Annotated in this window: 11 protein-coding genes; 6 read left to right on the top strand and 5 right to left on the bottom strand. The window is 62.1% G+C overall.

Going from position 1 to position 15,496, the window contains the following annotated elements:
• Positions 1 to 41: 41 nt before the first annotated feature.
• Positions 42 to 794 carry a hypothetical protein gene (locus J4G43_RS18705; protein ID WP_208085888.1) on the bottom strand — a complete coding sequence of 251 codons (753 nt, stop codon included), beginning with the start codon at positions 792 to 794 and terminating at the stop codon, positions 42 to 44.
• A gap of 296 nt (positions 795 to 1,090) precedes the next feature.
• On the opposite strand from J4G43_RS18705, the gene J4G43_RS18700 reads away from it, so the two are divergent.
• Both J4G43_RS18700 and J4G43_RS18695 read left to right on the top strand, forming a co-directional pair.
• Positions 1,091 to 2,122, top strand: coding sequence for an ABC transporter substrate-binding protein (locus J4G43_RS18700; RefSeq protein ID WP_208085887.1), 1,032 nt, complete (start codon positions 1,091 to 1,093; stop codon positions 2,120 to 2,122).
• Positions 2,119 to 4,830, top strand: coding sequence for a hybrid sensor histidine kinase/response regulator (locus tag J4G43_RS18695; protein WP_208085886.1), 2,712 nt, complete (start codon positions 2,119 to 2,121; stop codon positions 4,828 to 4,830). Before J4G43_RS18700 ends, J4G43_RS18695 begins: the two co-directional genes overlap by 4 nt.
• Positions 4,831 to 5,255: 425 nt before the next feature.
• Here the strand turns inward: J4G43_RS18695 and J4G43_RS18690 are convergent, their stop codons facing one another.
• Entirely contained in the window at positions 5,256 to 6,152 is an 897-nt protein-coding gene (locus J4G43_RS18690; RefSeq protein ID WP_208085885.1) for a LysR family transcriptional regulator, read from the bottom strand.
• Positions 6,153 to 6,281: 129 nt separating this feature from the next.
• On the opposite strand from J4G43_RS18690, the gene J4G43_RS18685 reads away from it, so the two are divergent.
• Positions 6,282 to 7,220, top strand: a complete 939-nt coding sequence (locus tag J4G43_RS18685; RefSeq protein ID WP_208085884.1) for a ring-cleaving dioxygenase — start codon at positions 6,282 to 6,284, stop codon at positions 7,218 to 7,220.
• Positions 7,217 to 7,843, top strand: a complete 627-nt coding sequence (locus J4G43_RS18680) for an alpha/beta hydrolase (RefSeq protein ID WP_208085883.1) — start codon at positions 7,217 to 7,219, stop codon at positions 7,841 to 7,843. Before J4G43_RS18685 ends, J4G43_RS18680 begins: the two co-directional genes overlap by 4 nt.
• Before the next feature lie 57 nt (positions 7,844 to 7,900).
• On the opposite strand, the gene J4G43_RS18675 is transcribed toward J4G43_RS18680, so the two are convergent.
• Positions 7,901 to 9,154, bottom strand: a complete 1,254-nt coding sequence (locus tag J4G43_RS18675; RefSeq protein WP_321576334.1) for a glycosyltransferase — start codon at positions 9,152 to 9,154, stop codon at positions 7,901 to 7,903.
• Positions 9,155 to 9,785: 631 nt separating this feature from the next.
• On the bottom strand, positions 9,786 to 10,313 hold the full coding sequence (locus tag J4G43_RS18670) for a cupin domain-containing protein (protein WP_208085882.1): 528 nt from the start codon (positions 10,311 to 10,313) through the stop codon (positions 9,786 to 9,788).
• Between the two features lie 237 nt (positions 10,314 to 10,550).
• Between J4G43_RS18670 and J4G43_RS18665 the strand changes: the two genes are divergently transcribed.
• Together J4G43_RS18665 and J4G43_RS18660 are read left to right on the top strand one after the other, a co-directional pair.
• On the top strand, positions 10,551 to 11,516 hold the full coding sequence (locus J4G43_RS18665) for a helix-turn-helix domain-containing protein (protein ID WP_208085881.1): 966 nt from the start codon (positions 10,551 to 10,553) through the stop codon (positions 11,514 to 11,516).
• A 127-nt stretch (positions 11,517 to 11,643) separates the two neighbouring features.
• The gene (locus J4G43_RS18660; protein ID WP_208089353.1) at positions 11,644 to 13,428 is read left to right on the top strand and encodes an adenylate/guanylate cyclase domain-containing protein; all 1,785 of its coding nucleotides are present in this window, start codon (positions 11,644 to 11,646) and stop codon (positions 13,426 to 13,428) included.
• Between the two features lie 355 nt (positions 13,429 to 13,783).
• Here the strand turns inward: J4G43_RS18660 and J4G43_RS18655 are convergent, their stop codons facing one another.
• On the bottom strand, positions 13,784 to 15,358 hold the full coding sequence (locus tag J4G43_RS18655; protein ID WP_208085880.1) for a winged helix-turn-helix domain-containing protein: 1,575 nt from the start codon (positions 15,356 to 15,358) through the stop codon (positions 13,784 to 13,786).
• Between the last annotated feature and the right edge of the window lie 138 nt (positions 15,359 to 15,496).

Below are 15,496 nucleotides of genomic sequence, written 5' to 3'. Positions count from 1 at the left end.
ATCCACAACCGGGTGGGAGAATGTCGTGAGGTCGTCCGGCATCAGAACTGGCCGGGCGGCAGCTTGAAGATGTCGGGGCTCTTGGCGTCGGCCACGTAGAACAGCAACAGGCTGGTCGGGGTCAGCACACGCTGGTTGTTCTCCTTGTTCTCGAACGTGCCCTGCAAAAGCAGGATCACCGAGCGATCCTTGGCATCGCTGCCGCGGAACATCACGATGCCGCCGGCAACCGGCATGTTCATCGCGATGGAGTCGGGCTTGAAGCCTTCGCCCATGAAATGGGCGCGCAGGATGTTGGCGTTGGAGAACAGCTTCTCCGGCGTTATCGCCGTGTCGGTCCCCTTCGACCAGACCGCGCCGATCTGGATCAGCGACTTGGACTTGTAGCCGAACACATAAGAGAGCTCGGCAGTCCCGCCGTTCGGCAGCAGCTCGGGAACGGAGAGCAGCAGACTGTGCGTCAGCTCGGACGCGTTGTCCTGCGCCCTGATCGCGTCGGGCTTGGCGCTGAAGTCCTTGGTCATCGCCGCGCGCACGTCAGCTTCGTTCATGCCGAATTTGGCGGAGCGGAAGCCGTCGATCGCCTTGGTCGTCTTGTCGTCCGCACCGGCGGTCGGCGTCTCGGTCGCAGCAGCGACCGGCGCACCGGCGGCGGCTGGTGCCGCACCGGCAGCGGCGGCTCTGGGTGCCGGCGCAGCCTTCTGCTTCGGCACCACTCCCTGAGCCGCGAGCGGCCCGGCTGCAACAGAGGTCAGCAGGCCCACGAGGGCCGGAAGAAGATAGATTTTGCGCATCGACAACCTTCGAAACAAACCTGAAACAACGCTTCAAAACATCAGCCGCTTAGAAATCGACTTCTCCGCACCGTCGTCTCAACGAGACGGAAAATGTTGCAACGCCACAATGCGTTGCAGATCGTCACGGAGCAGACAAAGCTCGAAACAGCGACTCTTTGGCCGGGTAGGAATACGGTATCGAACTGCCGAATGCTGCGAATGAACATTCATAAGCGCATTTTTTCATCAATTGTGGACACCGCCCTTTCGCGTTAAGCATCCGGCTTGGGACAGACCATCGTGCAAAGAATTCCATGACCGAACGGCCTTCCGCGTTCGCGCTCGATCGCCGCGGCTTCATTCGCCTTGCGGGCACAACCGCTGCCGGCTGGATTACGCTCGGCGCAACGTCAGATCGCATGCGGATCGTTGCCTCGCTGACGGGATTGCCGCTCGACGACGAACTGACCAGACGGAGCGTGACCGACAGCCCGACCTCCCGCCTGGGTGGTCTCATCGTCGGCTTGAGGCAGCGAGGCTGGGTCGAGGGCGTCAACTTCCGCCTCGAACTCCGTTCGACCTTCGGCGGACCGGACAAGCTCAAGACCGCGGTCCAGGAGCTGCTCGAGCTCAAGCCGGACGTGATCCTGACCGGCTCGACCATCGAAACCGCCGCAGTCTTTGCCGCCACCAAAACCATCCCGATCGTTTTCGCGACCGCCAACGATCCGGTCGGCAACGGCTTCGTCGAAAGCCTCGCGCATCCCGGCGGCAACGTCACCGGCTTCACCAACAGCACCGCCGAAATGGGCGGCAAATGGCTTCAGCTCATCAGGGAGGCGGTGCCGGGTCTCGCGCGCGTCGGCGTCCTTTTCAACCCGGCGACCACGCCCCGCGCCGGGCGCTTCTTCCTCGAATCGATCGAGCAGGAGGCTGCGACGTCAGGGGTGTCCGTGGCCCCCGCGCCCGTCAACGCGCCAACGGACATCGACGAAACCATCAGGCGCTTTTCCGAACCGCCCAAGGCGGCGCTGGTTGCGCTGGTCGACAGCTTCCTCGTAGTCCACCGTCAGGCGGTCGTGGCGGCGGCGGCCAAGCATCGCGTCCCGACGATCTATCCGTTCCATTATTTCATGGATGCGGGCGGACTGATGAGCTACGGGCCGACGCTGGAGGTGCGCTCGGCCGATTACGTCGATCTCATCCTGCGCGGCACCAAGGCCGGGGATCTTCCGGTGCAATCGCCGCGGAAATACGAACTCCTGATCAACCGCACAGTCGCCCGCTCGCTCGGATTGAACATTCCCTTCACGCTGCTGGCGCGCGCCGACGAGATCCGCGAGTGAACGAGGCGATCGACCAGGGACATTTGCGGACGCCCCCGGGCCGGTTGTTCCGAAAATATCTCTACTCGATCGTCGCCCTCGCCTTTGCCGCACTCGCCATCAACACCGGCTTCGACGTCTGGTTCTCCTATCGCGAGCAGAAGCAGCTTCTCGCGGCGACCCAGCGCGAGCAGGCAGCAAGCGCGGCTATCCAGATCGGCCAGTTCATCGGGCAGATCGAAAGCCAGATCAGATGGCTCTCGCGGCTGCCTCCGGAACTGTCGAGCAACGAAGACGACCGCCTGAACGCCATCCGGCTCCTGCGCCTCTCGCCCGCGATCGCGGAAATTGCCGAGCTCGATTCGCAGGGCCGCGAGCAGGTGCGCCTGTCGCGCCGCGTCGCGGACAGGGTCGGCAGCAAGGCCGACCTCTCGGCCTCGCCGGCCTTCCGCGGTGCCAATGAAAGCCGGGCCTATTACGGGCCGGTGTACTTCCTCGGCGACACCGAGCCGTTCATGACGCTCGCCACGCGCGGGACCGGGCGGAATCCCAATGTGATCGTGGCCGACGTCAATCTGCGCTTCATCTGGGACCTCGTTGCCGGGATCAGGGTCGGCAACACCGGCAAGGCCTATGTGGTCGACCGCATGGGAGTCCTGATCTCGCATCCCGATCTGTGGCCGGCGCTGCAACGGAGCGATCTCTCCGGGCATGCCGACGTGCGCGCCGCACTCGACGGCGTGGGGCCGCCTTCGGGCGGCCTGGTCAAGGGGGATCTGTCAGGCCAGCGCGTGCTCTCGACCTATGCGACGGTCCCCTCGTTCGGCTGGCTGGTGTTCGTCGAGCTTCCGCTCAGCGAAGCCTACGCCCCGATCTATGCATCGATCGGACGCGCGACGTTTCTCCTGGTCGTCCTGCTCGCCTGCGCGGTCCTGGTGTCCCTCTGGCTCAGCCGGCGCATGACCGTGCCGATCCAGATCCTGACGCAGGGCGCGCGGCGGATCGGCAGCGGCGATCTCGGCCTGCGGCTCGCGATCAAGACCGGCGACGAGCTGGAAGCGCTCGGCGACCAATTCAACCGGATGGCCGCTCACTTGCGCGAATCCTACGCGACGCTCGAGCGCAAGGTGATCGAGCGCACCTCGGAGCTCGAAAAGACCCGCGACCACGCCCTGGCCGAGCATGACGCGGCCGAGCGCGCGCGCAGGGCCGCCGTGCTGGCCAACGAGACCAAGTCGCGCTTCCTCGCCGTCGTCAGCCACGAGCTCCGCACGCCGCTGAATGGCGTCATGGGCGTGCTGCAGCTGCTCGACGACGGCAGCCTCGGCGAGGCCCAGCGCCGCCACCTCGCGACCGCGGAGGCATCGGGCGAAACGCTGATCGCGCTGGTCGATGCCATCCTGGAATATGCCCGCCTGGAGGCCAGCACCGAAACGCTGGAGACGCGCGACTTCCGCCTCCACCAGCTGATCGAGACCGCCGCGGAGCTGATGTGTCCGCAAGCCTTCGGCAAGGGCCTGACCTTCGACCTTGCCTGCGATGCGACGGTCGACACATCCGTGCACGGCGATCCGGTCAGGCTCAACCGCATCCTGCTCAATCTGATCGGCAATGCCATCAAGTTCACCCCGCACGGCGGAATTGCGCTCGCGGCGGCCGCCGAGCAACGCGACGATCATGTCCTGCTGCGCATCACCGTTCGCGATACCGGCATCGGCATTGCGCCCGACATGCACGAGCGCATCTTCGACGATTTCGTCCAGGCCGACGACAGCATCGCGCGGCGGTTCGGCGGCACCGGCCTCGGACTCGCGATCGCGCGCCGGCTCACGCGCCTGATGCGCGGCGAGCTGACGGTGGAGAGCACGCCGGGCGCGGGCAGCACGTTCACGCTTCAGGTGCCGCTCGGCCGCGCCGCAAGCGGCGTGGCGCAAGGCGCGGTCCCGCCGCCATCGCGGCAGCTCCGCGTGCTGCTGGTCGACGACGATCCCGTCAATTGCGAGGTCGGCGAAGCGATCCTGAACCGTCTCGGCCATCGCGCGACGATCGCGAGAGACGGCGCTTCGGCCATTGCGCTCGCCCGCGATCAGGCGTTCGACATCATCCTGATGGACCTGCACATGCCCGACATGGACGGCGTCGAGGCGGCGTCGCGGATCGGCAAGCTCAATCTGCCGCGGATGCCGCGGATCATCGCCGTGACCGCCGACGTCTCCACCAGCGCCCGCGAGCGGCTCGCCGGCGCCGGCATCGCCAAGGTCGTCAGCAAGCCGATCCTGATCAACGCGCTGCGCGAGGCGATCGAGGACGCCCCGGATGAGCCGGCCGCACCACAACTCGCCGCGGGCGCATTGATCGACCTGCATTTCCTCGACGACCAGCGCGAGCTGCTAGGTCCCGCGCAAATCGAAAAGCTCCATCATTTGTTGGGGGAGACCAGCGGCAAGCTGATCGCAGACATCGCCAAGGCGGCAGCGATTGGCGATCACAAGCAGCTTGCGCGGCTCACGCACCAGCTCGGCAGTGCCGCCGGCGCACTCGGCCTCGTCCGCCTGTTCGAGCGCTGCCGTGAGATCGAACTGGCGGCGCCCTCGATGTCCCCACCCGAATGCGAGAGTGCCGCCCGCGAACTCGCTGCGCTTCGTGAAGCGTCGATGAGCGCGCTCGACGATCTGCTCCGGTCCGCCGAGCAGCGCGCGGGGCCCAAGACTGAGATTTCCAGCCATTGACACCTCGCATCGAACCGGCTTGCCTCAAGCTTGGCGGAGGTGCTCAAACAGGCCGCGCACACATTAGCGCAGCCACCCGGTGCGGGACTGAGAGGGGCGAGATTGCTGCAGACCAGGGGTTTTCTGTTTTTGGCGTTGACGCTGATCATCAGCCTAACGATCGTTCACGGCTCGCTTGGGTCCGAGGAATTAGGCCATCACCTCGAACGAGCTTGTGGGAACACTTGATCTGGGAGGTTCTCCCCAGGGATGATCAGCAAAGGCAATATCTGAAGCAACGATTCTTCACGATGATCGTCGTGCTTCCAGTCGTCGCGTTCGCCGTCCACGCACTTCTTGAAAAGCTTGCCGGATAGCTTGCGGCCCAAAGGGGATATCGCCTCACGCCCCGCTTCCCGGGCCCGGCAGACATCGGCCGCTTGGCCTCAACGCGCCTCATCGCCGCTAAACCGTTCCACCAGAAAATCAATGAACAGCCGCACCTTCACCGACAGGTGCCGGGTCGGCGGATAGACCGCGTAGAGCGCAAGCGGCGGCGCGGAATAATTGTCCAGCACCGTCCGCAGCTCGCCCTTCCGCAACGCATCGGCCGCGATGAACTCCGGAAGTAGCGCGAGCCCCCTGCCCTTGATCGCGACGTCGCGCAGCACTTCGGCATTGTTGACGCAGAGCGACCAGGCCGGCTGGATCCAGTGATCACCGTCGCTGCCTGTGAGCTTCCACTGATTGCCTGTCAGCAGGAAGCCGTAGGTGAGCGAGGCATGCTCGCGCAAATCCTGCGGATGCTTTGGCGTGCCGTGACGCGCGAGATAATCGGGCGAAGCGCAGATCATGCGCGCCACCGGCATGATTTTTCGTGCGATCAAACTCGACGATTCCAATTCCGCGATCCGCAACGTCACGTCAAAGCCGTCCTGGACGGGATCGAGCAGATCGTCGCTGAGCACGATCTGGAGCTGGAGCTCGCCATAGCGCGCCATGAAATCGGCCAGCACCGGCCCAAGCCGCATCGTGCCGAACGACATCGGCGCGTTGACCCGCAACAATCCCCGCGGCGCCGACTGTGCCTGCGTCACTGCCTGATCGGCGGCCTCGATCTCCGAAAGGATCACGACCGCGCGCTCGAAATAGCGCTGGCCGTTCTCGGTCGGGCTGGCGTGGCGGGTGGTCCGGTTCAGGAGCTGGACGCCGAGGCTCTCCTCGAGGTCGGCGATGTATTTGCTGATCGCCGAGCGCGACAGCCGCAGCTGGCGGCCGGCCTCGGCAAAACTGCCGCTTTCGACCACCTTCACGAAGGCCCGGAGGCTGGCGACCTTATCCAAGGGCCGATCCCGGCGATTGTTTCCAAATCGTAGACATAGCCGTCATATTTGCATGGATTGTCTCCAATCCAAAGCGGAACGATATTTCCACTCAGAGCAAGACCGCTCCCCGAATTCTGGAGGACGACAATGTCTGGACTGCACCATGTCACCGCGATCGCCGGCGATCCCATCCGCAATTTCGGCTTCTACACCCGGGATCTCGGCCTGCGCTTCGTCAAGAAGACGGTCAATTTCGACGATCCCGGCACTTACCACTTCTATTACGGTGACGAGACCGGCCGCCCCGGCACGATCCTCACCTTCTTCCCCTGGGCCGGCGTGCCGGCCGGCCGCCGCGGCGTCGGCGAGACCCATCAGACCGCCTTCCGCGTGCCGCAGCGCTCGCTCGGCTACTGGACGCAGCGCTTCACCGAGAAGGGCATCGCCTACGAGGCGCTGGAGAAGCGTTTTGGCGAGTCCGTCCTGCCGTTCACCGACCCTGACGGCATGGCGCTCGCGCTTGTGGGTGTCCCCGGTGCCGAGAACGAGCCCGGCTGGAGCAATGGCGACGTCCCGGCCGAGCACGCGATCCGCGGCTTCCATGGCGTGACCTTGCTGCTCGACAGCGCGGCGAAGACGGCTTCCGTGCTCACCGACGTGTTCGGCTTCAAGGAGACCGGACGCGAGGGCTCGGTGATCCGCTTCAAGGCGCCGGGCGATGCCGAAGGCAGCGTCGTCGACATCTACGAGGCCAAGGGCTTTTTGCGCGGACATCAGGGCGGCGGCTCCGTCCATCACATCGCCTTCCGCGCGGCCGATGACGCCGAGCAGGGCCGGATGGCGCAAAAGCTCGTGAGCAATCACGGCCTGCATCCGACCGAGCAGAGGGACCGCAACTACTTCCGCTCGATCTACTTCCGCGAGCCCGGCGGCGTGCTGTTCGAGATCGCGACCGACATCCCCGGCTTCGCCGTCGACGAACCGGTCGCGACGCTGGGACGCGACCTGAAGCTGCCGAGTTTCCTCGAAGCGCAGCGCAAGCAGATCGAAAATGTTCTGCCGAGCCTAAAAGAAAGCGCGTCATGACCGAGAGCACATTCATCCATCGTTTCGAGCCCGCGACCAGCGCGGGCTCCCCTCCGCTGCTGCTGCTGCACGGCACCGGCGGTGACGAGAACGACCTGCTCGGGCTCGGCAAGATGATCTCGCCCGGCTCCGCGCTGCTCTCGCCGCGTGGCCGCGTGCTCGAGCACGGCATGCCGCGCTTCTTCCGCCGTCTCGCCGAGGGCGTGTTCGACGAGGACGACGTGCGCCGGCGCGCGCTGGACCTCGGCGACTTCGTCGCGGATGCGCGGAAGCAATACGGCATCGCCGCGCCGGTTGCGGTCGGCTTCTCCAACGGCGCCAACATCGCAGCCGCGCTGTTACTGCTGAAGCCGGACGTCCTGGCAGGCGCGATCCTGCTGCGTGCCATGGTGCCGCTGTCGGATCCGCCGAAGGCGGAGCTTGGTGGCAAGCCGATTCTGCTGCTGTCCGGGCAGTCCGATCCGATCGTGCCGGCGAGCAATTCGGCAAAGCTTGCGGCGCTATTGTCGGAAGCCGGAGCGCGTGTCGACCACAAGGTCCTGCCGGCGGGCCATCAATTGTCGCAGGCCGACGTCACGCTGGCCCGCAACTGGATCGGCAGCGTCGACGCCAAAGCGGCATGAATCAACGAGCGGCGCATCGTTCACGAACGGCGCGCCGCTCATTCGCCTTGCGATCCGTCAGGCAGATTTTCGAAGCGGTTGTTTCTTCGGTTGCGGTCTCGCCGCGCGGCCAATGGCGGCGATCGCCTCCATCTCGTCGACGAGGCCGGACCGATCGATATCGACTTTCATGGCCTCGCCGAGCAGACGGGCCGCCTTCCTGAATTGCGGCTCTGCAATCAATCGGTTCACCGCCGCGGCAATTTCCGCTTCGGAGGCGGTTGGAGGCAATTGAAGCCCTGCCCCCTTCGCTTCGACGCGCGCGGCGTTGGCAGCCTGGTCCCGCCCCATTGGCAGGATGAGCTGCGGCAGTCCGTTGATGAGTGAACGCGTGGTCGTTCCGTGGCCGCCTTGCGAGATCACCACGGAAACATCCTTCATGACGAGGTCATGGGGAGCGCCCCGGACCAAATGCACGTTCTTCGGAGCCCGGAGATCGGCGACGTCGACATTGGGACCGGCTGTTGCAAGGGCATCGATCTCGACCGCTTCCATCGCTGTGATAATGCGCTGAAACAGCTCGCGCTGACATTGCGCGCCCGTGCTGCATGCGATCAGCCCGCGAGGACGCCCCGACTGAGCCGACCATGGCGCTCGCCACGCCTCCGTCTGCCGAGATTTGGACCAGTTCGGCACATCGAGCAGCGGTCCGACGTAGCGGAAATTCTCGGGCAGCGAGTCAGCTTGAAAGTCGAACGCTCGACTGGTCGCGAGCAAAAGCCGGTTGGCCCGATCGAACAGATCGAAGACATCTGCCAGAGGCGGAAGACCCAGATCGGCACGCGCGCGGTTGAGACCAGGCAGAAACACATTGAGTGTTTCGGTAAGCTTGGCATTGGCGGCGTCGACCTCGGCGCGCTCTTCCGGCGTTTTCGGTTGGCTCAACCCGCTGACAGCCGGCGGCATTCCCGGCAGGGGCCGAATGCTGACATGAGGGGACAGAAGCGCGAAAGGCACACCTGACGCCTCCGCCCCGAGCGCAGCACCAAACAGCACGTCAAGCACGAGAACGGCATCCGTCGGCATACGGCCGATCTCATCCCGGACATCGGCCGCATAGAGCGCAGCAGGATCAAAGACGGCTTGGCGTAGAAAGTCTTTCACATCCGAGACGTCCACCGGATCCGCAGCCTTTCCGGTCGGGGCGCGGCGCCATGCTACAAATGCAAAGCCGGAGGCCTCGACTTCAGCGCGCATCGCCGGATCCGCCATCACCCGGATATGATGTCCATTCCGGTGCAACCTCCGCGCCGCAGTCAGCAGCGGGCTCAAATTCCCGAGGGTCCCCCACGACGCCAGCAGAAAATGATAGGACATCGGAGAACCTCTTTCGCCACAGGGATGAATTCGCTGGTGCAATCCATCGTGGGCGCAGGCTTCCGGACGGATGCTTGGCCGCGCCTGTGTCCGCGCGGGCCACGCCAAGAATGGCGGGCGCGCGCTACCGAACGATGTCTCCTCAGAGTGAGATGGTTACACCTGTAAGAATGAGGATGGCCGCTAAAGGGCGCATCGGGTGGGGGCAAAAGCAGTCCATCAGTTCAGAACGCGAATTTGTCCGCTAAGGGCCGATTGTGTTGCAAAAGTCGAAAGTTGCAGGGCTCAAGATTTTTCGCGAAAACACTAAGCAGCGAGCGATCGCTGATTCGTATGACCTCAATCGCGCTACCGAAGTCGCCTGTGAATTTTGCGTGAGGCCGTGAGGTCCCTCGCATCTTGTACGCGAAAGTCGCGTCCACGGCCCGCAGAATTTTGGTCATCGGCGAAAATCGACTTTTGCAACAATATCGGCCAGGACCGGAAGTGGGCCGACGTGCGCTTGCGATAGTGCTTAGCCACTCGTTTCGGTTGCCCGCCCCTTCTTCAGTGCAATAATTCAGGGCATCCAACACGAGAACCGCAGTCAGTCGCCGCCCCCGCTCCAATTGACAGTCAATCCGACCGCTGAGTTCTCCTCCGGGCTCGCGAGCCAATACCCGTTTGCCTGGACGAGCTTGAGGAAGCGTCGCGCTTGCTCTTCCGGCAAAGAGCCGGCAGCTGAACTCGATATCTCTTGCAGAAACCGGGCCATCTTTGTTGTTGTCACGCATATGATCGAAGCAGCCAGTTGCGACGAGTTTCTCCAAGCGTGCTTGGCACCGTCTCGCACATCGAAGACATCGCCCGGTCCAAGCTCCTCCCAGCGGTCTCCGTGAAGAGCATTTATGCTCCCGGACACCACGTAAAACGTCTCTCGATCGGCGTGACTATGCATCGGCACCACCGCGCCCGCGGGCAGGGTACATCGGATGAGACAGTAGTCTCCTGCATTATCGGAAACCTCAGTGAGATACTCGTTCATCGGACGCAAGTGTTGCTGCGGGGAAAACACTTCTTGAGCATTGATTGCGCTCGTCGAGCGACGATCATTCGGATTGAGATTGTCAGGCATCGCCAGAGACCTCTTACATGATGCTGCAGGCAAGACACTTGCAGATGACGCTCGGCTTGTTGACCGCAGCAGTTTGACACCATCGCCACCAGAGCGCCGTCAGATCGGCACAAGGATTGCTGTGTCCCAGCAACGGCTGGGAACACATTTTTGTGTGCCGCTGTTGCGGCATTCAGACTTGTGCGCACTTGCGGTAAAGAGGTCGCCTCATTCCTTGGTTGCGAAAGGGAAAGCGAGATGCCCAGCCGCAGTGAATTTCTCATCGGGCCAACATCGGATTACGAGACGTGGCTAACCGGCATCCGCTCAATCGGTGTTTTCGGTTCTCAAGGCGTCGATTCCAGAATTTTTAGAGGTTCGGTCCGTGGCTCATGCATGTGGGGAATGACTGCGCTCGATACTGCATTTGCGAGCCCCAACATCAGCCGGTTCGATCGGATGCGCCGGGACCCTCGCCTCAATAGCAGCGATTATTACAACGTGGTGTTTCAGATCTCCGGTCGGTCGACACTGATACAGGACGATCATAAGGCCGAGCTTGCTGTGGGTGACATTGGACTTGTCGATGTGGCCCGGCCGGTAAGTTTGATCTCTGGGAGCACATCCTGCCGATGGCTTTCTCTGTCTATCCCACGACGGCGGCTGATTTCCCATTTGGGCTTGGAACCACGCGGCGGATTATGCTGGCATGGTGCGACACCCGCGTGTCGCCTCCTATTCCGTCTCGTTTCGGCCGCCCCTGGCGAAGCCGATAGTTCATCCACTGCGGCCGAACCCTACATCCAGTTCGCGATCTACGATCTGCTCGGCGCCTTATTCGCCGAGTCCGATTTGCCGCCTAATTCCTCTCACACTGACAAGCTGTTCACGCGCGTCTGCAGCATCGCCAGGAACCACTTCTCAGATCCTGACCTTTCCCTTCGCGATGTGGCCAGCGAAGCAGGAATTTCATTGCGCTATCTCCAGAAGCTGTTCACGGCACGCGGATTAACGTACAGCCGGTTCATTCAGTCGCTTCGTTTGGATCACGCGGCACATCTTCTGACCAGACGACAACCAACCAAATCGCACCAGATGCTTAGCGAGATCGCCTACTCCTGCGGGTTTCGCGACTACGCGCATTTCTCTCGAATGTTCCGCCTTCGATTTGGGTGCAGCCCAAGTGTAGCCTCGGAAGCGCATGTCCGAGCTGGTTCAAATTGAGAAGACCTCGGTGCGAGCAAGTGTTTTCCGGGCTAGCCCTCGAACGCAGAGATTTCAACTGACGGTCGGCATGTCTAAGAAGAACCCAGGAACGGTCACCAGCTTGAGCGGGCATTCAGTCAAAGCGATGTTGGCGCCAGTCCGGGTTGAGCGCAGGTTGGCGGCGATAGTGGCAGCTGACGTGGCTGGCTATTCGCGGCTGATGCACGAGAATGAAGAGGCGACCTACGCCAAGGTGACGGCGCTCCTCGCGGACGCTGTCGCACCGGCAGTCGCCGAACACGGCGGCCGCATCGTGAAGAACATCGGCGATGGCTTCTTGGCGGAGTCTCCGAGCGCTGTCGAAGCCGTCCGAACTGCGGTGCAGTTTCAGACCCGCATCGGGGAACTTACAATCGACGACGCGGAAGACAGGCGCATTGCTTTCCGTGTGGGTGTCAACATCGGTGACGTCATCGTTGAGCCTCATGACATCTTTGGAGACGGCGTTAACATCGCTGCGCGGCTTGAGAGCATCGCTGAGCCCGGCGGTATCTGCATCTCGTCCGCCGCCTACGATCAAATCCGAGACAAGATCGAGGTTGAGTTTGCCGATCTTGGCGAGCAGAACCTCAAAAACATCGACCGCCCAGTGCGAGCCTACGCTGTGCTCCAGGAAGGACCTAACCCGCCGGTACAAGCCGACCGCGCGAGGCCGGCCGTGCTTCCAGCGCCACGACTTTCGATCGTCGTCCTGCCTTTCATGAACCTTGGGGGCGATACCGAGCAGGATTATTTTGTCGATGGCGTGACTGAGAACCTCACGACGGACCTGTCGCGCATCAGTGGCACATTCGTAATCGGCCGACACACCGCATTCACCTATAAGAACAAAGTGATTGATCTCAAACAGATCGGTCGCGAGTTGAATGTTCGCTACCTGCTCGAGGGCTCCGTGCAGCGTGGCGGCAATCGGCTTCGAGTAAATGTGCAGCTGATTGACGCCGAAACCGGGTCGCATCTATGGGCCGAACGCTTCGACAAGCCTGTCACCGACCTTTTCGATACGCAGGACGAAATCGTAGCAAGGCTCGCCAATGCGCTGGACGCCCAGCTTATCGCGGTTGAGGCGCGCCGAGCGGAACGTTCGCGGCATCCCGATGCAATGGACTTCTATTTCCGAGGCGTGGCCTGGTGGAACAAGGGGATCACGTCCGAATCGATGGCACAAGCCCGCAGCTTTTTTGAACGAGCCTTGGCGCTCGATGCTGGAAATATCGGAGCAATGGTCGGTGTGGGGTTGGTGGATGCGTCCATCGGAGCGATCTTCCTGGCCGACGACCGGGCCGCGCATCTCGCGGCAGCCGAGACGACGTTGACAAAGGCGCTGTCTCTCGCGCCGAACCACGCCTTGGCCCACATGATATTAGGGGTAGTCCAGATTTTTACGAATCGTGCGATTCAAGGCATCGCCGAATGCGAGCGAGCGTTGGCGTTGGATCGAAATCTGGCTAACGCGCACGCGGCCATCGGTTTCGCCATGAATTCTCTCGGTCGCGGCGCAGAGACTGAGGCCCATGTCAACGAAGCGCTCCGCCTCTCTCCTCGCGACATCTCCGCCTTCCGGTGGCTGCAGATGGTCGGCTTCGCCAAAGTGCAGCTCAATGCCGACGCCGAAGCGGTAGCTTGGTTCCGTCGAAGTCTCGAGGCCAAGCGAAATTATCCGATTACGCATTTTGGACTCGCCGCCGTCCTGGCGCTGCTCGGCTCGCTGGATGAGGCGCGAGCCGCTGCGAAGGCAGGACTTGCGCTTGATCCAAGCTTTACCATCCGCCGGTTCCGCCTCGGCGCAGCGAGTGATAACCCCACCCATCTCGCCGGACGCGAACGCGTCTATGAAGGTATGCGTTTGGCCGAGGTACCGGAGGGATGATGTCTGGTATGGGTCCAAGCCGAAATCTGCATCGAGCAACGCCACGTCCGCGAAGGGCCGATTGTGTTGCAAAAGTCGAAAGTTGCAGGCTCAAGATTTTTCGCGAAAACACTAAGCAGCGAGCGATCGCTGATTCGTATGACCTCAATCGCGCTACCGAAGTCGCCTGTGAATTTTGCGTGAGGCCGTGAGGTCCCTCGCATCTTGTACGCGAAAGTCGCGCCCACGGCCCGCAGAATTTTGGTCATCGGCGAAAATCGACTTTTGCAACAATATCGGCCACAAGCGGACATTGCATACTGCGCCGTTGATGGGAATTGGAATGAGACCGGTCTTTCCCGACAACCGCATGCACTCATGGGGGCAGACCCATGATGGAGCAAGCTCGCATGACCCTTTCGAGGTATTCCGGCCCGTAAAATCGAGCGAGCTTTGGAACGAGTGTGGAGACGCGGAGAGCCGGCCTCGCTTCCATCAGGCGTGCACCGATCATCCGGGCTTCCTCGACCCTTCCAGACATTGCGTGGCATGCCGCCAGAATAAATTGTGCGTTGAGATAGTTGGGCCGGTGCAGCACAGCCGACTTGGCCCATGACGCCCCGTCCTCGTATCGATCCGTCAGGAAATGCGCAAACGCTATGCCGGTCTGCGTCAGAAAAAGAAACGGATCCATCGGGCTTAGACGCCCCCCGGCGTGGAACTGCTTAAGCGCCCCCTCTATGTCGCCGCGCCGTATGTGTTCCCAGCCGATCGTATACCGTGCGACAGCCAGGTTCGGGTTAAGCTCATGCGCTCGGGAGACGAGGGCCACGCCTTCGTCGATCTCATATAATACGGCGCCAATTGCCTGCCCGGCTCTCACAAGTACGGTTGGATCATCCTTATCGAGCTCGATCGCACGTCTTGCCAACCGTCGGGTGTCGTTCAGTTCCTGATCCGCGTCGATCGTCCAGCCGAAGATCTTTCGTTGCAGATAGCAGTAAGCACCAAGCGCGTACGCTGAGGCCAATCCGGGATCGATCTCGACAGCAAGACGGATCAGCCTGAGGGCTTCAATGTTCTGTTCGCGGGTGAATTCATAGAAGCTCGAGAGTGCACGCAGATAGTAGTCGTAGGCCTGAAGATTTTCGGTTGGCTTGCGTTTTGCGCGCTCTATCTCGGCGCGCTCCAATTGAGGAAAGAGCGCGCTAATCACGCTACTCGTCACTTGGTCCTGCAGATCGAAGATATCTTCGAGTTGGCTGTCGAACCGGTCCGCCCAAAGATGAGCACCCGTCGTGGCCTCGATCAACTGCCCGGCAATGCGAACCCGATCGCCGGATTTGCGCACACTGCCTTCGAGCACATACCGAACGCCCAGCTCGCGCCCGACCTGTCTGATGTCGATAGCCTTGCCTTTGTAGGTAAAAGTGGACTGCCGCGCGATGACGAACAGCGATTTGGACCGCGAAAGGCCGGTGATGATGTCCTCGACCATGCCGTCGGCGAAATACTCCTGCTCTGGATCGGAGCTCAGGTTGGTGAATGGCAGAACGGCCAGCGACGGTTTGTCGGGAAGTGTGAGGGCGGGTTTAGCCGTCTCCCTCTGGATTTCTATTACCGCCACAGTGGGGGCGCCGTCAGCCTCCTGCACCATACCGATAAAGCGATAGCCCTTCCTTGGCAGCGTCTTGATCAGCCGCTGTTTCTCCCCGGAATCGCCGATTGCGGACCGAGCGGCATTCAGGCGGGTCGTCAGCGCGGCATCCGACACGCACCGCCCCTTCCAAATGGCTGTGATGAGCTCATCCTTGCAAACTACGCGCTCGCGGTTGCGGATGAGGTAGTCCAGAAAGTCAAAGGTCTGTGGCGCCAGGGCGACGACGTTTGCGTCGCGGTACAGCTCGCGGCGGCCGGAATCCAGTTCGTAGTCTTCGAAGAGATAGCGCAAGACGCGAAATCCCTTGGACGGTCTCCGGTCAGGCCCGGCAACCACTTGGAAAATAAAGAATAAGCTGTCCGTAAGGAAAATGTAAGCAGCAGATCAAGCGCGCTGGGCCGGATTTTGGCAGCATGCCAGCGTGGAAAC

It is taken from the genome of Bradyrhizobium barranii subsp. barranii, from assembly GCF_017565645.3.
GTDB classification, from domain to species: Bacteria; Pseudomonadota; Alphaproteobacteria; order Rhizobiales; family Xanthobacteraceae; genus Bradyrhizobium; species Bradyrhizobium barranii.
This window is presented reverse-complemented; position numbering and strand designations above follow the sequence as displayed.

Excerpts from the sequence above, each read along its gene's own strand:
- J4G43_RS18705 (WP_208085888.1), bottom strand. The coding sequence starts at position 794 with ATGCGCAAAATCTATCTTCTTCCGGCCCTCGTGGGCCTGCTGACCTCT.
- J4G43_RS18700 (WP_208085887.1), top strand. The coding sequence starts at position 1,091 with ATGACCGAACGGCCTTCCGCGTTCGCGCTCGATCGCCGCGGCTTCATT.
- J4G43_RS18685 (WP_208085884.1), top strand. The coding sequence starts at position 6,282 with ATGTCTGGACTGCACCATGTCACCGCGATCGCCGGCGATCCCATCCGC.
- J4G43_RS18680 (WP_208085883.1), top strand. The coding sequence starts at position 7,217 with ATGACCGAGAGCACATTCATCCATCGTTTCGAGCCCGCGACCAGCGCG.
- J4G43_RS18670 (WP_208085882.1), bottom strand. The coding sequence starts at position 10,313 with ATGCCTGACAATCTCAATCCGAATGATCGTCGCTCGACGAGCGCAATC.
- J4G43_RS18665 (WP_208085881.1), top strand. The coding sequence starts at position 10,551 with ATGCCCAGCCGCAGTGAATTTCTCATCGGGCCAACATCGGATTACGAG.
- J4G43_RS18660 (WP_208089353.1), top strand. The coding sequence starts at position 11,644 with ATGTTGGCGCCAGTCCGGGTTGAGCGCAGGTTGGCGGCGATAGTGGCA.